Origin of the sequence: Clostridium gelidum (genome assembly GCF_019977655.1) — a bacterium.
GTDB classification, from domain to species: domain Bacteria; phylum Bacillota; class Clostridia; order Clostridiales; family Clostridiaceae; genus Clostridium; species Clostridium gelidum.
In genome coordinates this window covers 136,516-160,000 of sequence record NZ_AP024849.1, presented here as the reverse complement: position 1 = coordinate 160,000, position 23,485 = coordinate 136,516, and the positions used below count along the sequence as shown (strand labels likewise).

19 protein-coding genes, 14 tRNA genes and 1 other annotated feature (1 of these 34 cut by a window edge) are annotated in these 23,485 nt (G+C 30.1%); of the genes, 3 read left to right on the top strand and 30 right to left on the bottom strand.

What is annotated here, in order from left to right; all coding sequences use genetic code 11:
* A protein-coding gene (locus psyc5s11_RS00750; protein ID WP_224035777.1) for a DUF5050 domain-containing protein crosses the window boundary here: on the top strand, positions 1–243 show its 3' end. Its footprint begins 774 nt before the window's first position; the window shows 243 of its 1,017 coding nt (coding positions 775–1,017); the start codon falls outside the window, past its left edge; its stop codon occupies positions 241–243.
* Between the two features lie 69 nt (positions 244–312).
* Here psyc5s11_RS00750 and murD read toward each other — a convergent pair whose 3' ends face one another.
* A complete protein-coding gene (murD, locus tag psyc5s11_RS00745; RefSeq protein WP_224035776.1) occupies positions 313–1,689 on the bottom strand; it encodes a UDP-N-acetylmuramoyl-L-alanine--D-glutamate ligase in 1,377 nt (458 codons plus the stop codon).
* Between the two features lie 217 nt (positions 1,690–1,906).
* Between murD and psyc5s11_RS00740 the strand changes: the two genes are divergently transcribed.
* On the top strand, positions 1,907–2,914 hold the full coding sequence (locus psyc5s11_RS00740; RefSeq protein WP_224035775.1) for an acyltransferase family protein: 1,008 nt from the start codon (positions 1,907–1,909) through the stop codon (positions 2,912–2,914).
* Positions 2,915–2,989: 75 nt separating this feature from the next.
* On the opposite strand, the gene psyc5s11_RS00735 is transcribed toward psyc5s11_RS00740, so the two are convergent.
* Together psyc5s11_RS00735 and psyc5s11_RS00730 are read right to left on the bottom strand one after the other, a co-directional pair.
* On the bottom strand, positions 2,990–4,381 hold the full coding sequence (locus tag psyc5s11_RS00735; RefSeq protein ID WP_224035774.1) for a glycine--tRNA ligase: 1,392 nt from the start codon (positions 4,379–4,381) through the stop codon (positions 2,990–2,992).
* A gap of 139 nt (positions 4,382–4,520) precedes the next feature.
* Positions 4,521–4,687: a binding site (T-box leader), on the bottom strand.
* A 77-nt stretch (positions 4,688–4,764) separates the two neighbouring features.
* Positions 4,765–4,839: transfer RNA gene (locus psyc5s11_RS00730), tRNA-Asn, on the bottom strand.
* Positions 4,840–5,001: 162 nt separating this feature from the next.
* On the opposite strand from psyc5s11_RS00730, the gene psyc5s11_RS00725 reads away from it, so the two are divergent.
* Positions 5,002–5,331 (top strand): single-stranded DNA-binding protein, encoded by a 330-nt coding sequence (locus tag psyc5s11_RS00725; RefSeq protein WP_224035773.1) that lies wholly within the window; start codon positions 5,002–5,004, stop codon positions 5,329–5,331.
* A gap of 77 nt (positions 5,332–5,408) precedes the next feature.
* Here the strand turns inward: psyc5s11_RS00725 and psyc5s11_RS00720 are convergent.
* The 27 genes from psyc5s11_RS00720 to psyc5s11_RS00590 form a co-directional block, all read right to left on the bottom strand.
* Positions 5,409–5,483: transfer RNA gene (locus psyc5s11_RS00720), tRNA-Asn, on the bottom strand.
* A 253-nt stretch (positions 5,484–5,736) separates the two neighbouring features.
* A tRNA-Asn gene (locus psyc5s11_RS00715) sits at positions 5,737–5,811 on the bottom strand.
* Positions 5,812–5,974: 163 nt separating this feature from the next.
* Positions 5,975–7,480 carry a lysine--tRNA ligase gene (gene lysS, locus psyc5s11_RS00710; RefSeq protein WP_224035772.1) on the bottom strand — a complete coding sequence of 502 codons (1,506 nt, stop codon included), beginning with the start codon at positions 7,478–7,480 and terminating at the stop codon, positions 5,975–5,977.
* Positions 7,481–7,493: 13 nt separating this feature from the next.
* On the bottom strand, positions 7,494–7,976 hold the full coding sequence (gene greA / locus psyc5s11_RS00705; protein ID WP_224035771.1) for a transcription elongation factor GreA: 483 nt from the start codon (positions 7,974–7,976) through the stop codon (positions 7,494–7,496).
* Between the two features lie 336 nt (positions 7,977–8,312).
* The gene (dusB, locus tag psyc5s11_RS00700) at positions 8,313–9,278 is read right to left on the bottom strand and encodes a tRNA dihydrouridine synthase DusB (RefSeq protein WP_224035770.1); all 966 of its coding nucleotides are present in this window, start codon (positions 9,276–9,278) and stop codon (positions 8,313–8,315) included.
* A 68-nt stretch (positions 9,279–9,346) separates the two neighbouring features.
* Positions 9,347–10,129 (bottom strand): type III pantothenate kinase, encoded by a 783-nt coding sequence (locus psyc5s11_RS00695; protein WP_224035769.1) that lies wholly within the window; start codon positions 10,127–10,129, stop codon positions 9,347–9,349.
* Between the two features lie 129 nt (positions 10,130–10,258).
* Entirely contained in the window at positions 10,259–11,929 is a 1,671-nt protein-coding gene (locus tag psyc5s11_RS00690; protein ID WP_224035768.1) for a formate--tetrahydrofolate ligase, read from the bottom strand.
* Between the two features lie 228 nt (positions 11,930–12,157).
* Entirely contained in the window at positions 12,158–13,966 is a 1,809-nt protein-coding gene (gene ftsH, locus psyc5s11_RS00685) for an ATP-dependent zinc metalloprotease FtsH (protein WP_224035767.1), read from the bottom strand.
* A gap of 73 nt (positions 13,967–14,039) precedes the next feature.
* Positions 14,040–14,579 carry a hypoxanthine phosphoribosyltransferase gene (hpt, locus tag psyc5s11_RS00680; protein ID WP_224035766.1) on the bottom strand — a complete coding sequence of 180 codons (540 nt, stop codon included), beginning with the start codon at positions 14,577–14,579 and terminating at the stop codon, positions 14,040–14,042.
* 1 nt (position 14,580) lies between these two features.
* Entirely contained in the window at positions 14,581–15,987 is a 1,407-nt protein-coding gene (gene tilS / locus psyc5s11_RS00675; protein WP_224035765.1) for a tRNA lysidine(34) synthetase TilS, read from the bottom strand.
* Between the two features lie 214 nt (positions 15,988–16,201).
* Complete coding sequence (spoIIE, locus tag psyc5s11_RS00670) at positions 16,202–18,598, bottom strand: stage II sporulation protein E (protein WP_224035764.1); 2,397 nt, start codon at positions 18,596–18,598, stop codon at positions 16,202–16,204.
* A 789-nt stretch (positions 18,599–19,387) separates the two neighbouring features.
* Positions 19,388–19,476 (bottom strand) — tRNA-Leu (locus tag psyc5s11_RS00665).
* Positions 19,477–19,552: 76 nt separating this feature from the next.
* Positions 19,553–19,628 (bottom strand) — tRNA-Met (locus psyc5s11_RS00660).
* Positions 19,629–19,653: 25 nt separating this feature from the next.
* Positions 19,654–19,742: transfer RNA gene (locus psyc5s11_RS00655), tRNA-Leu, on the bottom strand.
* Between the two features lie 6 nt (positions 19,743–19,748).
* Positions 19,749–19,825 (bottom strand) — tRNA-Met (locus psyc5s11_RS00650).
* Between the two features lie 7 nt (positions 19,826–19,832).
* Positions 19,833–19,908, bottom strand: a tRNA-Met gene (locus psyc5s11_RS00645).
* A gap of 30 nt (positions 19,909–19,938) precedes the next feature.
* Positions 19,939–20,027 (bottom strand) — tRNA-Leu (locus psyc5s11_RS00640).
* Positions 20,028–20,032: 5 nt separating this feature from the next.
* Positions 20,033–20,109 (bottom strand) — tRNA-Met (locus psyc5s11_RS00635).
* Between the two features lie 7 nt (positions 20,110–20,116).
* A tRNA-Met gene (locus psyc5s11_RS00630) sits at positions 20,117–20,192 on the bottom strand.
* Positions 20,193–20,370: 178 nt separating this feature from the next.
* A tRNA-Met gene (locus psyc5s11_RS00625) sits at positions 20,371–20,446 on the bottom strand.
* 168 nt (positions 20,447–20,614) lie between these two features.
* A tRNA-Met gene (locus psyc5s11_RS00620) sits at positions 20,615–20,690 on the bottom strand.
* 39 nt (positions 20,691–20,729) lie between these two features.
* Positions 20,730–20,818, bottom strand: a tRNA-Leu gene (locus psyc5s11_RS00615).
* Positions 20,819–21,119: 301 nt separating this feature from the next.
* Entirely contained in the window at positions 21,120–21,533 is a 414-nt protein-coding gene (locus tag psyc5s11_RS00610; protein ID WP_224035763.1) for a S1 domain-containing RNA-binding protein, read from the bottom strand.
* Positions 21,534–21,673: 140 nt separating this feature from the next.
* Positions 21,674–21,967: an FtsB family cell division protein gene (locus psyc5s11_RS00605; protein ID WP_224035762.1), complete on the bottom strand. Its 294-nt coding sequence runs from the start codon at positions 21,965–21,967 to the stop codon at positions 21,674–21,676.
* A 77-nt stretch (positions 21,968–22,044) separates the two neighbouring features.
* On the bottom strand, positions 22,045–22,437 hold the full coding sequence (yabQ, locus tag psyc5s11_RS00600) for a spore cortex biosynthesis protein YabQ (protein ID WP_224035761.1): 393 nt from the start codon (positions 22,435–22,437) through the stop codon (positions 22,045–22,047).
* 6 nt (positions 22,438–22,443) lie between these two features.
* Entirely contained in the window at positions 22,444–22,737 is a 294-nt protein-coding gene (gene yabP, locus psyc5s11_RS00595) for a sporulation protein YabP (protein ID WP_224035760.1), read from the bottom strand.
* A gap of 419 nt (positions 22,738–23,156) precedes the next feature.
* Positions 23,157–23,417: an RNA-binding S4 domain-containing protein gene (locus psyc5s11_RS00590; protein WP_224035759.1), complete on the bottom strand. Its 261-nt coding sequence runs from the start codon at positions 23,415–23,417 to the stop codon at positions 23,157–23,159.
* Between the last annotated feature and the right edge of the window lie 68 nt (positions 23,418–23,485).

The window sequence follows — 23,485 nt, the reverse complement described above, 5'->3', positions numbered from 1 at the left end:
TGTAAGCGTCTTTATATTATGAATGGATTCCAATTAAAAACCATCAATAAATCTTTATACTTTATTAATGGAGATGATTCAAACAACTTATATTCATTATCAGTAGACCTTCAAAATTCAACTGCAACCACTAAACCTGAAATTTCTGAAGGAATAAATGAATATTATTTAAATTCTGCTGGTATTTTTTATAGTCCAAGCATAAATGTGAATAACATTTACTTTAATAAATTTTCTGTTTAAATCTTATATATTAAAAAGAAGGTTTGAAAATATTTTCAAACCTTCTTTTTTAATATATAAGCTCTATAATTATAACGCATTTACTATATCTTTAAATTTATTTCCTCTTACCATAAAATTAGGATACATATCGAATGATGCACACGCTGGTGATAATGTAATAATATCCCCTGCCTCAGCTGACTCTTTAGCTATATTAACAGCATCCTCTAATGATTTAGCCATTTTTATGTTAGTCTTAATTCCTTTTTCCTCTTCTAACTTATCAAATACAGTCTTTATCTTGTCTTTTGTTGCACCCATAAGAATTAATTCTTTTATATAAGGATAGCCTTCATAGGCTAATGGTTCAAAAGGTATCTTCTTATCATATCCGCCTGCAATAACTATGACTTTTTCATCAAATGCTTTAAGTCCAGCTAAAGTTCTTGTTGGGCTTGAAGCTATTGAATCATTATAATATTTAACGCCATCCATTTCTCTTACAAGTTCACATCTATGTTCAACACCTGTGAAAGTTTCCGCAACCTTTTTCATAGTTTCCACAGAAACATCATCTTTAGTAGCTATAAATGCAGCAAGGTAATTTTCAACATTATGCATACCCTTAATTACTATATCATCCTTTTTGCATACTTCCTTTCCTTCAACATAAAGTACACCCTCTTTATAATATGATCCATCTAATATCTCTCTATTAGAGCTAAATTCTTTTACAATTCCCTTTGCTTCTTTTTTAAAGTCATGAGTAATTTCATTTTCTCTATTTACTATCAATAGTCCTTTCGAATCTTGGTATAAAAAAATATTTTTCTTAGCTTCTATATACTCTTCCATATCCTTATGCATATCTAAATGATTAGGCGCTAAATTTGTACATATAGCAATATCAACTTCTTCTTTCATAGTCATAAGTTGAAAACTAGATAGCTCCAATACAACTCTATCATTTTCATTTATTTTTTCTATTTGTGAAAATAATGGAGTTCCTATATTTCCTCCAACCCAAGTTTTATATCCTTGTTCTTCTAACAACTTAGAAATAATTGTTGTAGTTGTTGTCTTTCCATCACTGCCTGTTATTGCATATACTTTTCCTTTAGTATATCTTACAAATTCCTCCATTTCAGAAGTAATATATGCCCCTTCTTTTTTTACCTTAACTAATGATTCACAATCAATTCTCATAGATGGTGTCTTAAATACTACATCAAATCCATTCAGATTATCTAAATATCCTGCTCCAAGTTCTAATTTAACACCTTTATTATTAAAATCAGTTGCCACATCTTTAAGTTCTTCTTTAGTCTTCTTATCAAATGCTGTTACTGTAGCACCTAAGTCTAATAAAAAGTTGATTAAAGGAATATTACTCACGCCAATTCCAACAACTGCAACCTTTTTCCCTAATATGAACCTTTTAAACTCTCTAAAGTCTTTTCTCATTTCCATCCTCCATATTAAAATCATTTATATTTATAGAAATACTCTATTTTTGCTTAGCTTTAATTATAGCACTATAAAAACTTTCATTCCATATTAGCACTAGATTGTTTATTATATCCCCTTTTATTGTTAATATTTTTTTATTACTTATTTGCTAATATTTTTATGGTATAATTGTAATTTAAATAATCTAATTAGTTAAGGAAGGTATTAAAAAATGAATAAAAGATTAAATTTCTTGGATATAGCTAAGGGAATATCTATAATGCTTGTTGCATTTGGACATATTGTTTCTAATGAAAGTAATATTATAAGAATATGGCTATATTCTTTCCATATGCCTCTATTTTTTATAATATCAGGCTGTTTGTTAAATTTGACTAACAATAAACGTACATTAAGAGAATTTATTATGAAAAAGATTCCCAGTTTATTATTACCATATTTATCGTTTGCAATTATTAATTATTTCTTTTTAATGGCTGTTGCATGGAGAGGACATTATTTAACACTTCAACTTGCCATTGATCATGTTGTTTATATCTTTAAATTATGTGGACGTTCTGCAATATGGTTTCTTCCATGTATTTTTATTTCTGAAGTATCATTTAAATTAATTAATGAAAATATTTCTAATTTTATAATTAAAATCTCTATTACTACATTAATCTTCATTATCCCATTTTTCATAAAAGCTCAACCCGATACTTTATTATTATCATTATTAAGAAGTTGCACAGCTATAGGCTTTATTACAATAGGTAATTATTTATTTAATATAATTACTAAAATAAATCTATCCAACTTACAACTTGTATTTATATTTTTAGTAAATATATTTTTAACATATGTTAACGGCGCCGTTGATTTATTTGAATTAAAATTCAATAATCCTGTTTACTATACTATAAATAGTATTATAGGAACATTAGCTATTATCTTTCTTAGCAAGAAACTAAATGAAAATAAAGCTTTAGAATACTACGGCAAAAACTCACTTATAGTCATGGGCACTCATATTATGTTAATCAGTGTGTATAATGTGACCTTGGCAAAAATATTCAATTCATATATTCCAACATTCTATAGTTATGCATATCCGATAATTGCACTTATAACGGTTATATCATTTGAATATGGCGTTATATATTTCTTCAATACATATCTTGGTTTTTTATTAGGAAAGCATAAAAAGAAACAAGAATATGTAAATTTAAGTGTTTAAATAAAGATTTCTATAAGCTTAAATACGTTAACAGCCTACTGACAAATCATCAGTAGGCTGTATTTTTATATTTTATTAAAACTCTAAACTCTTTTGAATATAACTTTCTAATTCACTTATCTTAATTCTTTCTTGTTTCATAGTATCTCTATCTCTAATAGTAACTGCGCCATCTTCTACTGTATCAAAATCAATTGTTATACAATAAGGAGTTCCTATTTCATCTTGTCTTCTGTATCTCTTCCCTATACTTCCTGTTTCATCAAAATCAACATTGAATTTTTTGCTTAATTCTGAATAAACATCTAAAGCTTTTTCTGAAAGCTTTTTAGAAAGAGGTAATATAGCTGCTTTAAATGGAGCTAATGTAGGATGTAAGTGCATTACTGTTCTAACATCTCCATCTTCTAATTCCTCTTCATCATAAGCTTCAACTAATAATGCTAAAGTAACTCTATCAGCACCTAGGGATGGCTCTATAACATATGGTATATATTTTTCATTAGTTGTTTGATCTAAGTAGCTTAAATCTTGCCCTGAATGTTCTTGATGTTTAGTTAAATCATAGTCAGTTCTATCTGCTATACCCCAAAGTTCACCCCATCCAAATGGGAATAAGTATTCTATATCAGAAGTTGCATTTGAATAAAATGATAATTCTTCTTCACCATGATCTCTCATTCTTAAGCTTTCTGGCTTTATACTTAAGTTAAGTAAGAAATTCCAGCAATAATCCTTCCAATATTTGTGCCATTCCAAATCAGTTCCTGGCTTGCAGAAGAATTCTAACTCCATTTGTTCAAATTCTCTTATTCTAAATATAAAATTTCCAGGAGTAATTTCATTTCTAAAAGATTTACCTACTTGAGCTATACCAAATGGCACTTTTTTTCTTGAAGTTCTTTGCACTGCCTTAAAATTTACAAATATACCTTGTGCTGTTTCCGGTCTTAAATAGATTTCTGACTTACTATCTTCAGTAACACCTTGAAAAGTCTTATACATAAGATTAAACTTTCTTATATCTGTATAGTTCATCTTTCCGCATTTAGGACAAGCTATATTATTACTTTCAATATATTCTTTTAATTGTTCATTAGTCCATCCATCAGCGCTAGCTACTTCTGCACCATTTTCTGTCATATGATCTTCAACTATCTTATCAGCTCTAAATCTTGCCTTACATTCTTTACAATCCATTAATGGATCTGAAAATCCACCAACGTGTCCTGATGCAACCCAAACTTGACTATTCATTAAAATTGCAGAATCTAATCCAACGTTATAAGGACTTTCTTGAACAAACTTCTTCCACCATGCCTTTTTTACATTATTTTTAAATTCTACACCCAAAGGGCCATAATCCCATGAATTAGCTAGCCCTCCGTATATGTCTGAGCCAGGGAATACAAATCCTCTATTTTTGCAAAGTGCTACAATCTTATCCATTGTTTTTTCTACTGCCATTATTTATCCCTCCAAATATATTTTATTAAGTATTGCGCATTAATAATCTTATTCACAACTAGCATGTATAAAATTATTTATGTGTTTATAAATATCTTTATAGTTTTATTTTGTAAATAAAATAAAAAGGCTCTAAGCACAAAGGGACGAAATTATAATTCCGCGGTTCCACCCTTTTTGGCTTAAGCCCATCTTTCGATATTACACTCAAAAGTTCCCATTCATCTAAAATCAATAATGGCTCACACCAAATGCCACTTCTCTTAAATTGATTTATAAATTACTATTCTTTTTCAACATGTATATTCAATTCATAAATTAATTTTAACAAAATACCTTTATATGTCAAGACTAAAATATCTTTTTAAAAAAGTATAAAAAAATGGCTCCGCGAAGAGGACTCGAACCTCCAACCTATCGGTTAACAGCCGAGTGCTCCACCATTGAGCTATCGCGGAACGTCATTACTTAATCTATTATATCAGCTTTTTATAATTATGCAACCCTATTTCATATCTTTTTACTTTTTTCTCTGATTTCTTATCTTTTTATTTTTTTCATGAATACGAACCTATGTTTTTGTCTAAACTTAAAATAAATAATTTTTAGGAGGAAAAAATATGAATAGAGTATATCTTATAGGTAGAGTCACAAGAGATCTAGAACTTCAACATTTTGGAACCGATGAAAGAAATTATGTAAGGTTCACTTTAGCAGTCGATGAGTATAACTCCACAACAAAAGAAAATACAACAAATTTTATTAATATCGTTGCCTTTGATAGAAAAGCTGAGATACTATCTCAGTACATAACTAAAGGTCGCAAATTATCCATAGAAGGTAAACTCAGAGCTGGTAGCTACTTGGATAAAAATAATTCAAAAAAGTATGCAGTAGATATAATTCTAGAAGATTTTGACTTTATTGATAATAAACCAAATGTAATTTAATATAACAAAAGGGTGGAAAATACTTTCCACCCTCAACTATTTCATCAAATGTTACTTATTATAAAAGCATAAAAAAATGGCTCCGCGAAGAGGACTCGAACCTCCAACCTATCGGTTAACAGCCGAGTGCTCCACCATTGAGCTATCGCGGAACGTCATTACTTAATCTATTATATCAGCTTTTCCAAATTATGCAACTCTATTCTTATATAAAACATAAAAATCTGTATCTTTTCACTCAACCATTTTAATCAAGTAATTATCACTTCTTCGTAATCATATTGATTTTTAATCCTTGCCAATATTTTACCCATTATAATTTTAAAAATAAAAAAGCTATAGCAGATATTCAATTTTATATGCTACAACTTCTAATCTCATTCATATTAAAAAAGTATAAACAAATGGCTCCGCGAAGAGGACTTGAACCTCCAACCTATCGGTTAACAGCCGAGTGCTCCACCATTGAGCTATCGCGGAACGTCATTACTTAATCTATTATATCAGCTTTCTTTAATAATTCAAGCTTTTTAATTGTTATAACTAAAAAAGATTCATATATATTGTTTTATATATGAATCTTCTTTATCAGCATATTAATCATATTTAGTTTTAAAAGTATTATATACTCTTAAATCTTATACTATTTTTGTGGTCTCATTGTTGGGAATAATATAACATCTCTAATTGATGCTGTATCAGTTAAAAACATTACAAGTCTATCTATACCCATTCCCATTCCGCCTGTTGGTGGCATACCTGTTTCAAGAGCGCTCATAAATTGTTCATCAAACATATATGCTTCGTCATCACCAAGTTCTCTCTCATTAGCTTGTTGCTCAAATCTTTGTCTTTGAACTATAGGATCATTTAATTCTGAGTATGCATTACAAACTTCTCTACCAAATACAAATCCTTCAAATCTTTCAGTAAACTCTGGATTTCCTCTCTTCTTCTTTGTAAGAGGTGAAATTTCAACTGGATAATCCATTACAAATGTAGGTTGAATCATATTTGCTTCACCAAATTCTTCGTATAAAGCATTTAACACTTCGCCCTTTGTTACTGTGTCTAATGGTTTCGCAAATTCCAAATGCTTTTCTTTAGCTATAGCTTGAGCTTCTTCATTAGATTTAATTTCATTAAAATCTATTCCTGCATATTCTTTTACAACATCTACCATAGTTATTCTTCTCCAAGGTGGCTTAAAATCTATTTCTGTTCCTTGATAAGCAACCTTAGTAGTCCCGTTTATCTTTTCACAAACATAGGCAACCATGTTCTCTGTAATTTCCATCATATCATTATAATCTGAATACGCTTCATACAATTCAATACACGTAAATTCCGGATTATGTCTAACATCCATACCTTCATTTCTAAAGTTTCTGCCTATTTCATATACTTTTTCAAATCCAGCAACAACCAATCTCTTAAGATACAATTCTGTTGCAATTCTTAAGTACATATCCATATCTAATGTATTATGATGGGTCATAAATGGCCTTGCAGCAGCTCCACCTGCTATTGATCCAAGGATTGGAGTTTCTACTTCTAGAAATCCCTTAGTGTCTAAGAATTCTCTTATTCCTGATACAATCTTACTTCTCTTTATAAACGTATCCTTTACTCCCGGATTTGTAATTATATCAACTTCTCTTTGTCTATATCTCAAGTCTGGATCCTTTAATCCATGCCATTTCTCTGGAAGTGGCTTTAGCGACTTACAAATTAATTCGAAGGAATTAACATTTATTGTAACTTCTTCTGTTCTTGTCTTAAATACTTCTCCAGTTGCTACAATCCAATCTCCCAAATCATAAGTCTTATATTGCTTTAAGTTCTCTTCTCCTACTTTATCAATCTTTAAAAATAATTGTATTTTTCCATCTTTATCATATATATCTGAAAATACAACCTTACCTTGACCTCTTTTAGACATCATTCTTCCAACAACTGTTACTTCTTTGCCTTCTAACTCATTATATCCTTCTTTTACTTGTTCTGATGTATGTGTTCTTTCTACTTTATAAACATCAAAAGGATCTTTTCCTATACTTTGCAATTCTGTTAGTTTATCTCTTCTTAAGCCTTCTTGTTCATTATACTGAGATTCTAACTCCTGTATACTAATTTCTTCTGTTGACATATTGTACCTCCAATTAATTCCTACTTATTCCTAGTATTTCAAACTTATTTACTCCATTTGGAACTATTACTTCTATTATGACCCCTACTTTTTTGCCAATTAAAGCACTTCCAACTGGTGATTCATTTGATATTTTGAAATTCATAGGATCTGCTTCTGCTGAACCTACTATTGAATATTCTACTTCTTCATCAAATTCATAATCTTTAACTTTAACCTTTGATCCAACTGAAACTATATCACTTGGAATTTCCGATTCATCTACAACGACTGCATTTTTTAACATATTTTCTAATTGAAGTATTCTTCCTTCTGTAAATGCTTGGTCATTCTTAGCTTCATCATATTCAGAGTTTTCACTTAAATCCCCATAACCTAATGCTACTTTTATCTTTTCAGTTATTTCTTTTCTTTTTACTGTCTTTAAATATTCAAGTTCACTTTCTAATTTTTTAACACCTTCATAAGTCATTAAATATTGTTTTGCTTGGCTCATATATTTTACTCCCCTTTTAAACCTTCTATATTTATTTAATTAATGAGTAGGCTCATTGATTTTTATTCTAAATTTTGCATTACACAATTAAACTTAGATAAACCCTGTTATTAAGTATTTCTTAAACAGAGCACATTTAATTATTTATTGTAAATCAGTTAAAATGCACTTCTAACCTTAAAACATTTAACTAATTATAAATCAGCATATTTGATATGTCAATAAATCCTGTCTTAAAGCAACTTATCATGCTATTATGATTTGATTTTCTAAATATTAAAGCATATGTTCCTAATAATTAAATTATTCTAACTATTATTTATAATAAGAATCCTTTTATAATTCTTCTTTATATCTTATTAAAATCTCAATTACTTTTTTACTATCATCTAAGATATTAATTTGATTTCTAATATCTGTGCATCTTGGGAGACCTTTAATATACCATGATGCATGTTTTCTCATTTCTCTAATGGCTTTAAATTCACCATCATATTTAATTGCTAATTCATAATGTCTAAGGCACATTTCAATTTTTTCTCTATAGGAAATCTCTTTAATAGATTCACCTTTTAATGCACTACTCACTTGATTAAATATCCATGGATTGCCTTGACTTCCTCTTGCGATCATTATACCATCACAATTGGTGATATTTCTCATATTAAGAGCATCTTCTGGTGAAAATACATCTCCATTTCCTATTACAGGGATAGAAACACTATCTTTAGCCTTCTTTATTATGCCCCAATCAGCAACACCTTGATACATCTGTTTTCTTGTTCGCCCATGGATAGTAATTGCATCAGCACCTGCATCTTCCATTCCCTTTGCAAATTCCACTGCATTAATATTGTCATCATCAAATCCCTTTCTGAATTTAACAGTAACAGGCTTTTTAGAAACCTTTTTTATAGCTTTTACAATTTCATATGCAAGTTCTGGCTCCTTCATCAAAGCAGAACCTTCTCCATTTTTAACTATCTTAGGAGCTGGACACCCCATATTTATATCAATAATGCAAATATCATCTCTATTATTTAAATGTTCTTCACAGATATTTGCCATTATTTCTGGCTCCCTGCCAAAAATTTGAACTGCTACCGGCCTCTCCTCATCTGCTATTCTAAGTAAGGCTTGTGTATTTTCACTTCCATAATATAAAGCTTTAGCGCTAACCATTTCAGTATAAACTAACCCACATCCCATTTCTTTACATAGTCCCCTAAAGGATATACCTGTCACACCTGCCATAGGCGCTAAAAATACATTATTCTCAAAGGTTAAATTTCCTATTTTCATTTAGAATGTACTCCTTACTTTTTCTATACTATCCATAAACTTTTCCATTCTTTAATTTTTAAAATTTTCTATTCCTTATTTTTTGTATATAATATATTTAATCCTTCTAATGTTAAGTCGGAATTGACCTTATCTATAATATCAGTTTCTTTAGCTATTAGATTAGCCAAACCACCCGTTGCTACTACAAAAGGTTCTTCTTTGTACTTAGATTCCTTCATTTCTTGTTTCATCTTTTTAACTATGTATTCAACTTGCCCAATATACCCAAATAAAATACCTGCTTGCATGCTTGATACTGTATTTTTGCAAATCATATTTTTAGGCACTTCTAATTCTACTCTTGGAAGCTTAGCAGCCCTTTCAAACAATGCATCTGCTGCAATTCTTATTCCTGGACATATACATCCTCCAAGATAATCTCCATTTGCCCTTACTGCACAGAACGTCGTAGCTGTACCAAAATCTATTATTATTACTGGTTTTTTATAGATTTCATATGCCGCAACAGCATTTACTATTCTATCTGCTCCAACTTCTCTTGGATTATCATACTTTATATTTATTCCTGTTCTTACTCCCGGTCCAACTATTATAGGTTCATGATTAAAGCATTTTCTTAACATATTTTCTAAAGAATGCATTATATTAGGAACAACAGAAGAAACTATAACTCCAGTAATATCCTTAGGATTAATGTCACTTGAGTTAAATAATTGCATAACTTGTATACCATACTCATCTGAAGTTTTATTTCCATCACTTGAAATACGCCAACTAGCTATATATTGATCTCCATTATGTACTCCCAAAACAATATTGGTATTACCTGCATCAACAAGTAAAATCATAGAAAGCACCACCTTAATATAGTTAAATTAAAAGCAGCCCAAAGAGCTGCCTTAATTTAGAAATTTACTTAAAAATAACAATATAATTTTAACAATTCTGATTGATTTGTCAAGGGTTTAAATATTATTTTAAAATAATCCTACTATCTCTCCACTCTTTAAGACATCCATCTTATTTGCAGCTGGAGTCTTCGGAAGTCCTGGCATAGTCATTACATCACCTGTTTGAACAACTATAAATCCTGCACCATTAGATACTCTAACTTCTTTAACTGTAATATCAAATCCTTCTGGTTTTCCTAAAAGGCTAGGATTATCTGATAAAGAATATTGTGTTTTTGCCATACATATAGGTAATTTGTCTAATCCAAACTTTTCTAATTCATCAATTTGCTTTTTAGCTGCTGGAGTATAGTTAACTTTGTCAGCTCCATAAATTTCTTTAGCTATAGTTAATACCTTTTCTTCAATAGTAGCTTCTTCACTATAGATTGGTGCAAAATCCGAATTATTATTCTCTAAAATATCTAATACAATATTTCCAAGTTCAACTCCACCTTCTCCACCTTTAGCCCATACGTCTGATAATGCTACTTTAACACCCATCTTGTTGCAGAAATCTTTTATAAATTGTACTTCTTCATCGCTATCTGTAACAAACTTATTTATAGCAACAATAGGTGTAACATTAAATTTCTTAATATTCTCAACTTGCTTTTCTAAATTAACTATCCCTTTAGCTAAAGCTTCAACACTTGGAACATTCAATTCAGTTTTACCTACTCCACCGTGGTGTTTTAATGCTCTTATTGTAGCTACAATTACAACACATTTAGGCTTTAAATTACCATATCTACACTTAATATCAAAGAACTTTTCAGCACCTAAATCCGCACCAAATCCAGCTTCAGTTATTACAATTTCACCAAGCTTTAAAGCAAGTTTAGTTGCCATTATAGAATTACATCCATGCGCAATATTAGCAAATGGACCTCCATGTATTAGTGCTGGAGTATTTTCTAAAGTTTGAACTAAATTAGGCTTAATAGCATCCTTCATTAGTAAAGCCATAGCACCTTGAATCTCTAATTCTTTAGCATAAAGAGGATTTCCATCTAAATTATAAGCAACTACAATATTTCCCATTCTTTCTTTTAAGTCTTCTAAATCGCTTGCTAAGCACAGTATAGCCATTATTTCAGATGCAACAGTTATATTAAATCCATCTTCTCTAACGAATCCATTAATTTTCCCACCCATTCCAACAACAATATGTCGAAGTGCTCTATCATTCATATCCATAACTCTTTTAAAGACTATTCTTCTAGAATCAATTTTTAAAATATTTCCTTGATGTATATGATTATCTATTGCTGCTGATAATAAATTATTAGCAGATGTAATAGCATGCATATCACCCGTAAAATGAAGATTAATATCTTCCATTGGAACTACCTGAGCGTATCCACCGCCCGCTGCTCCACCTTTAATTCCAAAAACCGGACCTAAAGATGGCTCTCTTAACGCTATTACTGCTTTTTTACCAAGTTTATTTAGTGCTTGACCAAGGCCTACTGTAACTGTTGACTTTCCTTCACCAGCTGGAGTTGGATTTATAGCTGTCACTAAAATTAGCTTCCCATCTTTATTTTCTTTAACCTTATCATATACATCTAAAGATATCTTACATTTATATTTGCCATAGTATTCAATATCATCTTCACAAAGACCTAATTTTTCAGCTACATTTTTTATTGGTTCCATTTTTGCTTCTTGTGCAATTTGAATATCACTTTTCATTTATGTATTCCTCCTAATTAACCAAAAATCAATTTATTGTATCTAATTATATCATTTCAGTCTATGTAATAAAAGTTTTTTCGAATAATTAATATGCTTTGAATTAAATTATTCGTATTATTGCCACTAAATATAATTGTTTTAAATATATTGAATTTTATCTTTTGTATATTAATTATAAAAAGGCTATTTCAAAATATAATTATTTTGAAATAGCCTTCTTATTAATTAATTATTCACAAAAATATCTTCAAATTCTTTTGCATCAAGCTTTTCTTTTTCGATTAATGCTTGAGCAACAGCATGTAATTTTTCTATATTTTCTTCTAATAGTGTGTTTGCTTTATTGTAAGCTTCATCTATGAATTTCTTAATTTCCTTATCTATTTTAGAACCAATTTCTTCACTAAATTCTCTTCCCTTGCCTAAGTTTCTTCCAAGGAAAACTTCATCATTACCTGAAGTATTGTAAGATATAGTTCCGATTGCATCGCTCATACCATAATCCATAACCATACTTCTAGCTATATGACTAGCTCTGTCTATATCATTTTTAGCACCAGTGCTTATATCTCCCATAATTAACTTTTCAGCCACTCTTCCTCCTAAAAGTCCAATCATTTCATCTTCTAACTTAGACTTAGAAGTATAAGAAGTATCTTCTTTAGGAAGATGCATAGTATATCCTCCAGCTCTTCCTCTTGGAATGACACTTATTTCGTGAACCGGGTCACAATTTGGAAGTAATCTCATAACAACTGCATGACCTGCTTCATGATAAGCAGTTAATTTTCTATCATGTTCAGTTACTATTCTGCTCTTCTTTTCAGGTCCTGCAATTACTTTAGTTATTGCTTCTTCCATCTCAGACATTGAGATTTGTTTTTTATCTCTTCTAACCGCAAGTAAAGCAGCCTCATTTGCTAAATTTTCTAAATCTGCCCCAGAAAATCCAGGAGTTCGCTTAGCAAGTACATCTAACTTTACATCATCTTGAAGAGGTTTCTTTTTCGTATGAACTTTAAGAATTTCTTCTCTACCTTTTATATCAGGTGCTCCAACCATTATTTGTCTATCAAATCTTCCTGGTCTGAGTAGTGCAGGATCTAATATATCTGGTCTATTAGTAGCTGCTATCATGACGATGCCTTCATTAACTCCAAATCCATCCATCTCTACAAGAAGTTGATTTAACGTTTGTTCTCTTTCATCATGTCCACCACCTAGTCCAGCACCTCTTTGTCTTCCGACAGCATCAATTTCATCTATAAATATTATACAAGGTGAATTTTTCTTAGCTTCTTCAAATAAACTTCTAACTCTAGACGCACCAACACCAACAAACATTTCAACAAAATCCGAACCAGATATACTGAAAAATGGAACTCCAGCTTCTCCTGCTATGGCTTTTGCAAGTAAAGTTTTTCCTGTTCCAGGAGGTCCAACTAATAGTACTCCCTTTGGTATTCTTGCACCCATTTGTAAGTATCTTGCTGGTAGCTTTAAAAAATCAACTATTTCTTCAAGCTCTGCTTTTTCCTCATCTGCACCTGCTACATCATTAAATGTAACAGTTTGACTTTCTGGTGCCACCATCTTCGCTTTATTCTTACCAAAATTCATAACTCCTCTTCCGCCTCCTCCACCTTGAGACTGTTGAGTAAATATGAATATAAGTATAAAAACAATTACTGCCATAAATATAAACGGAAGCAATGTTGCAATCCAAGTTGCATTATTCGATGGCTTCTGAAAAACTACCTTAACATCTGGTTTAGGTTGATTTTCTATTAATGAACTAACAAGTTCACTTGGAGCATAAGTAATAAAGGCCTTATTATCAGTTGTCTTTCCTTCTATAGTCATGCTATCTTCTTTAATTATAACGCTCTCTATTTCATTAGCATCCCACTTTTGTATGAATGCACTATATGCTATATCACTAGTCCCCTTTCCTGTTTGCCACATAGTAAGTGCTGCTAAAACTAGCATAACTGAGCATACAATCCATACAGCCGCGCTTGAATATTTTTTCATTCAAGGCCCTCCTCTCTCATCATATATAAAATTTTACCATAGGAATATTTTTATTACAATAAAATTGCAATTTCTATTTTTCATATATTTCTGGTTTCAGTATCCCTATAAATGGTAAATTTCTATACTTTTCAGCATAATCTATTCCATATCCAACTATAAATCCATCAGGAACTTCAAATCCAATATATTTTACATCTAAATCAGATGTCCTTCTTGCTTGTTTATTTAACAATGCAACTATTTCTATACTATTCGCTTTTCTTGCCTTTAAATACTTAAGCAAATACGTCAATGTAACCCCTGTATCAACAATATCTTCAACCACTAAAATATCTTTTCCTTCAATATTATTATCCAAATCCTTCAATATTCTTACAACCCCAGACGTCTCTGCAGAATTTCCATAACTTGATACCGCCATAAAATCTATTTCACAATGAATAGATATGTTCTTTATTAACTCTGCAGCAAATATTACTGATCCTTTTAATATACCAACTACAACTAAATCCTTACCTTTATAATCCTTACTTATGTCATTGGCTAGTTCTTTAATTCTTTTAGTTAAAACCTCTTCTGAAAATAATACTTCTTGTATATCTTGTTTCATATCAATATTCCTTTCTTTCAATGACTACTTTTAATATGTTTTTGGTTTTGTTTGTAATCTTATATTGCTCTGATGTCCTAATTCCAATAATCCATGCAATTTTTTCATCAAAACACAAAATAGGAGTAGTATCTCTCTCTTCTTTGGGTATTTTCATATCAATAAAAATATCCTTTAATTTTTTACTTCCATTCATACCTAAAGGAATGATTTTATCTCCATTCCTTCTATTTCTTATTAAAATATTATTATTTATTTCATCCAAATCAAAATACCTTATTAAATTACTTTGATTTAAGTGTACATCATTAATTTCACAATTCTTAATTACAAAAAATTCAACATTAAAATTATAAAACTTAATTTTATTTTTATCTATATTATTTTTATCTAAAGTTATTTCTTCTGTTTTACTATCTATATAACATTTTTCTATTTTATTTTTTATGTATATGTTCCCATAAATATTTTCAACATAAATTCCATTAGGCAAATCTACTACTTTCCCTGAATTATTCTTTGCCAAATATATGATTTTATATATATGCTTCATTTCAAAATCATAATTTAATTTTGAATATTCAGTTAGAGCATGCCTTAATACCCTATTTACTATAGGTTCTTCCTCTTTAAATATTCCCTTTTTTATAATAAGATAATCCTCGTACTTTTTACAATATTTATTGTATAAATCTAATGATAACTTTTCAAGAAATTCGTTATCTTTTTGTAAAAGCATAGACATTCTATTTATTGTCTGTATTATATCTTGATTGAAATTTTCTTTCATATATGGTAGTAAGTCTAGTCTTATTTTGTTTCTATTATAAATTTTTTCAAAATTAGTCTTATCAATTCTAGGACTTAATTTTTTTAATTTGATATATTTCTCTACTTCTTCTCTGCTGAGACATAAAATAGGTCTTATTATTTTGTTATCTCTAGAAGCTTTAATACCACCTAATCCTTCAAGTCCTGTTCCCCTCATAAGTCTAAATAAAATTGTTTCTGCTTGATCATTTGCATTGTGTGCGGTAGCAACCTTATTAAAACCCTCATCTTGTATAATCTCATCAAAAAAATCATATCTAACATTTCTTCCTGCCATTTCGGAAGACAACTTATGTTCCTTAGCATATAAATTTATATCTACACGCCTTACAAAGCATTTTATTCCCATTTCATTACATATATTGATTACATACTTCTCATCTTCAAATGCGTCTTCACCCCTTAGGAGATGATTCAAATGAGCTGCTGCTATCTCTATATTTAGTTCTTCTTTTAATTCAAATAAAATATTCAAAAGACATATGGAGTCTGGTCCTCCAGAAAGAGCAACTAAAACTTTATCTCCAGATTTAATTAAGTTATTTTCTTTAATATAAGGTATCACTTTTTCACACAAAAATAAACACTCCTATTTCTATATAATATTATATACTACTTTATACTATATTTTACGTATATATTTTTTGAATGTAAATAATATTATTAAAAAAACATAATTAATTACTTATAACATTCTTACTTCATATACAAAATCGGAAAATTATTCAATTCAACATAATAAAAAGCTACTTCAAAATCAATTGGCATTTTGAAGCAGCTTTTTATAATATTTAAATATCTAAATAGACTCTTGAAACTACCACAGTCATATCATCTTTAATAATCCCATTACTTAATTTTTTTGCTCTATCTAATATTTTTTCAGATAACTCCCTGGGATCTGCATTAATATTTTTTAAATATTCTTCTATCCATGTGGATTTTTCCGAATTTAATTTATCAACCTCCAAAATACCATCACTTACATTGATTAAAGTATCTCCAGGTTTTAATACTCTTTTTATAACTTCCACTTCTATTTCATCTACAAGTCCAAAAGGTAAATTCTTAGAATTAATAGATTCTACTTCATGACCTCTCTTAATAAAGCTAGGTGCTGCTCCTATTTTTACAAAGATTGTATCACCATTATATAAATTTACTTTATTTAAATCTAGAGTAGCATACTTCCCATTTTCTGCAAATCTCATACCCATTATAGAATTAATTGTATTTACGGTTATATCTTCATTAAACCCTGCTTCCATAAGGTTTTCTACCAAATCCACAGTTGCTTTGCTTTCTTCTCCAGCTTCAGGTCCTGACCCCATCCCATCACTTAATATAGTAATATAACTTCCACTAGCGCTTTTCCCAAAGCTATAATTATCCCCCGTTTGCTTTTCTCCACCTTTTGATTCTCTAGCTCCGTATGAGACCATATAGTACTTTGGTTTTTCTTCTATTGTTATAATACACTCATTTGTCTTAATATTAATATTACTCCCATCATCCCCACTACATAATTTCATTCTCATAGAATTGCTTAATACAGAAACTATCTTCTTTTCGCAGTAATTAACTCCTTCATAATTATTGATGCTTATTCTAATTTTTATTCTACCATTTTTATCTATATAACAAAAAACATCATTATAATAAATTGAATTTTTATTTAATACACGTTTTACTAATCTTTCTAAATCAGTATCTATAGTAACCTCTCTTTTAAAATCATTCAGAAGATTATCTAACGTACTTGATATATTAGCTATATGAGCTGATAATATATTCTTTCCTTCTGCTAGCCTCTCCTGTATCGCCTCGTTTACATTATAATTATTTACAATGCCTTCAGTACTCCTTAAAAGAGTAAAATTCTTAACACACTTCCTTTCTAAATCTTTTGGTATAGACAGCTTTCCATCCTCATAATTCTGTATTAATATTTGAAAAGAATTAAAAGTTTGATGAAAATCCCTCTCCCAACACAAAGGCTTGTTTTCACAATTTGAACAACTCCGGTCTGCCAAATTTTCTACTAAAGCACTTCCTTTTGATTTAATCAATAAATTTTTATTATCACTGGTACTTCCCAAGCATTTTGACACATTAACTAATACGCTTGTAAGTTCTTTAAGTTTAAACGTAAACTCCTCCTTTATTGCATTTAATTGAACTGCCCCTAATGATTCTTTCTTTCTATCTGGATTTATTTCAACTTCAATACGTTTATATACAGGCTTTGGAATACATAAAAATAAAATTGAACTAGATAGAACCTCAATTCCTAATTTCAATGTTATTGCATTAGAATATAGAGCTAATGCAAAATAAATTATTATACCTGAAAGTATTGAAAATATTTTTCCTGTATCTTTAAAAATGCCAACTACAAGCCCTCCAACTCCAAAAAAAGCTACACTGTACATCATGTTGTTAGATGCAACTCCAAGCATTATCCCCATTGAAACTCCAATCATAGCTCCATATGTTGCTCCACCCACATACGCAATCCCTAAAACTAATGTTAATGCACATATATTTCTTATTGAATAATCACTAATATTAATATCACCTATTCCAGCAACTAATAAACATAAAAATATTGCAAGACTGACTATTTCTTCTGAAGAAAAAAAATAATTAGTATTAATCTCTTCCAAAGAATTTAATGCATATTTTATAACATAATGTATCGGTATAATAATTAATGTTTGTAATAGGGATAAAGTTATGTCTACTCCCAATTCATACTTATTAATTACCAAGCCATAAATAAAAAAGCTACATAAAATTATTACAAAGGCTACTAACTCTTTTTTTCTCTTTTTATTAAGTTCTATAATACTGTAGTATATTGTTATTAAAGTGATGATTATTAAATATACATACCCATCTGTCAATAAATTATTAATTGTGAAATATCCTATACCAATTCCAATTGCTGCAACTAAATTGTTTCTTTTATTTTCTTTTGTAATAATAGCAATTAAATACGCTATTCCAATTGGCGCTATTCCACTACTATCTGATTGATTTAATAATAAATTTACTCGTCCAAGCAAAATTCCAACTATTAGAATTACCCCTAACTTTGCTATAGATGTTTGCATCCACATTTTTCTTTTTATATTTTCTACTTCATTTATTTCTTCATACTTGTTTACACCTAATCCATACTGCACATCGGTTCGCCTCATTTCCAAATAATGTAACTTAAGTATATCACTTCGAATTTACGATAAATGTCATAAGATGTTTCTCTTATAAAGTTTTCGTAGGACAACTTCATCTAAATTTCTCTAATATCTAATGATTTAATAGATTATTCTCTTTATCCTAAATTTCATTTAAAGCATTCCCATTCCATATATAATCAAATTTTCAAGCTTATTCTTTCATTTTTTCTCTAATATATATGCTGTAAAAATAATTCTTCATATAAAATCCAAGAAATCCTGTAAGAATTTCAACTATAATTGTCAATTGTATATTGTAAATTTTAAATTGCAACATATATAATTAATTTGTCGTTAACATTATTTTATTAGAAATTTATATATAATTATTTTCAATAAAATTATATGAAAAGGAGTCTAATACAAAATAATTAATAATTTATTTTATATTAGACTCTTTTATATACTTATATATAGTTGTTGTATCATTCCTATTTTCTTATAGAAGATATAAAGAATTAAAACGCATAGTTCTCTAGGTGAATCTTCCCCATTAAGGAGATGTGCATCATTGTTACTACATTACCCTTATAGTTACACATATAGCGCTTATGTGAGTTGTATAATGACTTTTGAGACTAATTAGTCGCTTTACAAGTGTACGTTCAGTAAAACCATATAAACTTATAACAATTCGCAGAAAATTTCATTTTACTTTGAATCAAATCCACCTAATATACATGTTGCATTAATATTAAAATATAAAAAAAGACTTAAGCTATTGCTTAAGTCTTTTGGTGCCGAAGACCGGAATCGAACCGGTACGGTGTTTAACTACCGCAGGATTTTAAGTCCTGTGCGTCTGCCAGTTCCGCCACTTCGGCATATTTATTACATTTGAATTATAAATTTACGACACTTCGGATAAAATTCGAATATTCTTATATATACAATATTTTATGGTTGCGGGGACAGGACTTGAACCTACGACCTTCGGGTTATGAGCCCGACGAGCTACCAACTGCTCCACCCCGCGTTATTATATTTTATCATATATATTATGGTGCCGAAGACCGGAATCGAACCGGTACGGTGTTTAACTACCGCAGGATTTTAAGTCCTGTGCGTCTGCCAGTTCCGCCACTTCGGCACATATTGGTAGCGGAAATAGGACTTGAACCTACGACACCTCGGGTATGAACCGAGTGCTCTAGCCAGCTGAGCTATTCCGCCATATTAATGGTTGCGGGGACAGGACTTGAACCTACGACCTTCGGGTTATGAGCCCGACGAGCTACCAACTGCTCCACCCCGCGTTATTATATTTTATAACATACATGTATATATGGTGCCGAAGACCGGAATCGAACCGGTACGGTGTTTAACTACCGCAGGATTTTAAGTCCTGTGCGTCTGCCAGTTCCGCCACTTCGGCACATATGGTAGCGGAAATAGGACTTGAACCTACGACACCTCGGGTATGAACCGAGTGCTCTAGCCAGCTGAGCTATTCCGCCATATTAATGGTTGCGGGGACAGGACTTGAACCTACGACCTTCGGGTTATGAGCCCGACGAGCTACCAACTGCTCCACCCCGCGTTATTATATTTTATCATATATATATTAGCCTAAGATTTACAATAAATTGATACGATGTTTAATCACCGTAGAATTTCAAATCTTTTGTACTTGCTAGTAAGCTCGGCATATACTTTTAGTGAAAATAGGATTATAACCTATGACACTTCTTATATGAACTGCGTTACCTAATTAGCATTGGTTGCGGGGACAGGACTTGAACCTACGACCTTCGGGTTATGAGCCCGACGAGCTACCAACTGCTCCACCCCGCGTTATTATATATATAAGTCTAAGACTTACAATAAATTGATACGATGTTTAATCACCGCAGAATTTTAAACCTTTTGTATTTGCTAGCAAGCTCCGCATATATTTTTAGTGAAAATAGGATTATAACCTATGACACTTCTTATATGAATTGCTTTGCCTAATTAGCTAATTGGTTGCGGGGACAGGACTTGAACCTACGACCTTCGGGTTATGAGCCCGACGAGCTACCAACTGCTCCACCCCGCGTTATTATATTTTATCATATACATACACATAATATATATATGGTGCCGAAGACCGGAATCGAACCGGTACGGTGTTTAACTACCGCAGGATTTTAAGTCCTGTGCGTCTGCCAGTTCCGCCACTTCGGCATGTTATTATTAACTAATCGTCAACAACAAAGCTAATTATAATATATAACTTTTATACTGTCAACAAAAATATTGTTATAAATTTTATTTACTTAAAATTCATAGCAATATGCAGAAAATTTTATGTATTTATTTTTAGATTAATTTAAACTTTATTATGCAAATTTCAATATGTTAATCTATTATTTATAATGTAGAATAAAATATAAATCAATACAAAAATATCATTTATTAATTTATTCTACATTTTTAATTTACTAAATAGTTTTTATATTGACATATATATTATGACCTAAAAATACTATTGCCCTTTTTTTCCACCTTTGCCTTTAAACTCTGTGTGTTTCTTTGCGTCTTGCATTCTTTCTTCACTATCTTTTAAGAACTTAGACATAATATCTTCGAAATTCCCTGTATTGCTACTAGGCTTTCTCTTTTCAGTAGGCTTCCAGTCAATCTCTGCTGGTTTAACTGATTTTTTTTGAACATTTGCTTGTTTTATTGAAAGACTAATTTTCCCATTATCATCAATTGAGATGACTTTTACTTTCACTTTATCTTGTTCTTTAAGATGTTCTCTAATATCTTTTACATAAGAATCTGCAACTTCTGAAATATGAACTAATCCAGTTTTGCCCTCAACTTCAATAAAAGCTCCAAAATTTGTGATGTTTATCACTGTTCCGTCTACTATGTTTCCTGCCATTAAGGTCATGTTTAAAAGACTCCTCCTTAAATTTAAAAATATATAAATTTATAAGAACAAATGCTATTATGCAGACGTTCTTTAATTTAAGATATCAATTCAATTATTATTTTATTCAGAGTTTTATAAGCTTTTCTATATAATGAAAGTTAATTAGAATTTTGGTCTATTGCCTCACCATTAACAACTTTTTCTCCAGGCTTAATCATTCCAAGCCTTTCCCTTGCTAATTTCTCAAGATAATCTGATGAGTCTGAATTGATTTTCTCAACTTCATCTTGAAGTCTCTCATTTTTTTGCTTAACTTCATCTAGCTGCAATTGCTTATTATCAATTTCTTTTTTAATTCTATTCATAGTTATACTTTGCCTAATATAGCTAAAAGCAAAGAAAATAATACATACCGCAATTATCACTTTTTTTAATATTAACTTTTTTTCCATCTATAGAACCTCTATTTTACAAATTCTCTTATGTCTATTGTAAACACTATCCTTCTATTATTCAAGTAATTTTTTTCTTATTTCCTTCTATCGGTGATTTTATAGGCAATTATTTTTAATGGATACCATACATTTTTCAACAATACTCGGATTGACTTGCAAAATATTTTAAATACTACCAATTCACTGACATAAAAATATTTACTAATAAATCTAAAATATAATAAAATGGCAATAATTATAAAAGCATATACGTAGGGAGTTAAGAATGCATAATTAGTGTATAACAAAAAAGTAAATACAATTAGGGCAATAAGTATACAAAATAATATGTCTTCTATTATTATCAATATTTTTATAGAGTTAATACCTCTTATTCCTCTATATATATCAAATAAAATTCCTGCTATAAAACCACCAACTAGGCTGTATATAACAAGATTAATTTGCATATTTAATTCTAACGGCATACTATCCTACTTGAATATTTTACTTATTATACTTTCATTGCTCTTTTTTGATACCTTTCCATTATACACTATAGATGCAATACTTCCAGCAATTATAACATCGCCATTTTGTACATCTAATTTATTCATTTTTAACTCTTCTCCCTTAATAGTTAAATTTCCTAACTTAGTTGTTAAATCTATTTTCTGATCATCAAAACTTATAACTTCAATAACACCACTTAAAGTTAACTTTTTTCTATCTTCTAAAGCTAAATTAGACTTATTATCTTCTATTTTATTTTCTACTTTTTTCTCCATTAAAAATTCCTCCATTCATTCTTCTTAAGCACATAAAATAAAATAGTCAAGCATGTCGGTTTGTTATTTTTTGAATGTGCCTTATACAATATATGCTTATATATTGTAATTTAGAATGTTGAATCTTTAATGGATTAGGCACATGAAAATAAATAACAAGTCCAAAACTGCCATGAATATTTTTCATGAGGCAAGGAAGTAAAGTGCCATCATAGCAGGCCTATTATCACATTTTGCTGACGTTAGCAGTGAACCCAAATCTATGATTTGGTGTGAATCACTTACTCAGTGAGCGTATGCGAGTCGATCTTCCTACGATGGAAAATATACTAGCATATGGATTTGTTGTTTTTTTGATTGTGCCTTAAGTCTATTTTCATATACTAAAGAAAGAGTAGATAAACTAACTTAATTAGTTTCTACTCCACATCTTCTTCTCCTTCAATAATTACATACATTTCTTTTGCATCTTCTTTTCTTACATGTTCTGCTATATTAATTATCTCTGCTTTTAATATTCTATTAGCAAATGTTATTTGGATTACGTCTCCTTCTTTTATCTTTGTAGAAGGTTTTGCTAATTTACCATTTATTAATATACGTCCACTCTCACATATCTCTTTAGCTACAGTTCTTCTCTTTATAATACGAGATACTTTTAAATATTTATCTAATCTCATACCTTTCTCCTTTATTAAAAGAACCCGAGAAAACTCGGGTTCTTATTTACTCTGACTAACTTTTGTTA

What these genes read in the sequence shown, in the direction of transcription:
- murD (WP_224035776.1), bottom strand. Translation starts at nt 1,689, where the DNA reads ATGAGAAAAGACTTTAGAGAGTTTAAAAGGTTCATATTAGGGAAAAAG.
- psyc5s11_RS00740 (WP_224035775.1), top strand. Translation starts at nt 1,907, where the DNA reads ATGAATAAAAGATTAAATTTCTTGGATATAGCTAAGGGAATATCTATA.
- psyc5s11_RS00735 (WP_224035774.1), bottom strand. Translation starts at nt 4,381, where the DNA reads ATGGCAGTAGAAAAAACAATGGATAAGATTGTAGCACTTTGCAAAAAT.
- psyc5s11_RS00725 (WP_224035773.1), top strand. Translation starts at nt 5,002, where the DNA reads ATGAATAGAGTATATCTTATAGGTAGAGTCACAAGAGATCTAGAACTT.
- lysS (WP_224035772.1), bottom strand. Translation starts at nt 7,480, where the DNA reads ATGTCAACAGAAGAAATTAGTATACAGGAGTTAGAATCTCAGTATAAT.
- greA (WP_224035771.1), bottom strand. Translation starts at nt 7,976, where the DNA reads ATGAGCCAAGCAAAACAATATTTAATGACTTATGAAGGTGTTAAAAAA.
- dusB (WP_224035770.1), bottom strand. Translation starts at nt 9,278, where the DNA reads ATGAAAATAGGAAATTTAACCTTTGAGAATAATGTATTTTTAGCGCCT.
- psyc5s11_RS00695 (WP_224035769.1), bottom strand. Translation starts at nt 10,129, where the DNA reads ATGATTTTACTTGTTGATGCAGGTAATACCAATATTGTTTTGGGAGTA.
- psyc5s11_RS00690 (WP_224035768.1), bottom strand. Translation starts at nt 11,929, where the DNA reads ATGAAAAGTGATATTCAAATTGCACAAGAAGCAAAAATGGAACCAATA.
- ftsH (WP_224035767.1), bottom strand. Translation starts at nt 13,966, where the DNA reads ATGAAAAAATATTCAAGCGCGGCTGTATGGATTGTATGCTCAGTTATG.
- hpt (WP_224035766.1), bottom strand. Translation starts at nt 14,579, where the DNA reads ATGAAACAAGATATACAAGAAGTATTATTTTCAGAAGAGGTTTTAACT.
- psyc5s11_RS00610 (WP_224035763.1), bottom strand. Translation starts at nt 21,533, where the DNA reads ATGACCTTAATGGCAGGAAACATAGTAGACGGAACAGTGATAAACATC.
- psyc5s11_RS00605 (WP_224035762.1), bottom strand. Translation starts at nt 21,967, where the DNA reads ATGGAAAAAAAGTTAATATTAAAAAAAGTGATAATTGCGGTATGTATT.
- yabQ (WP_224035761.1), bottom strand. Translation starts at nt 22,437, where the DNA reads ATGCCGTTAGAATTAAATATGCAAATTAATCTTGTTATATACAGCCTA.
- yabP (WP_224035760.1), bottom strand. Translation starts at nt 22,737, where the DNA reads ATGGAGAAAAAAGTAGAAAATAAAATAGAAGATAATAAGTCTAATTTA.
- psyc5s11_RS00590 (WP_224035759.1), bottom strand. Translation starts at nt 23,417, where the DNA reads ATGAGATTAGATAAATATTTAAAAGTATCTCGTATTATAAAGAGAAGA.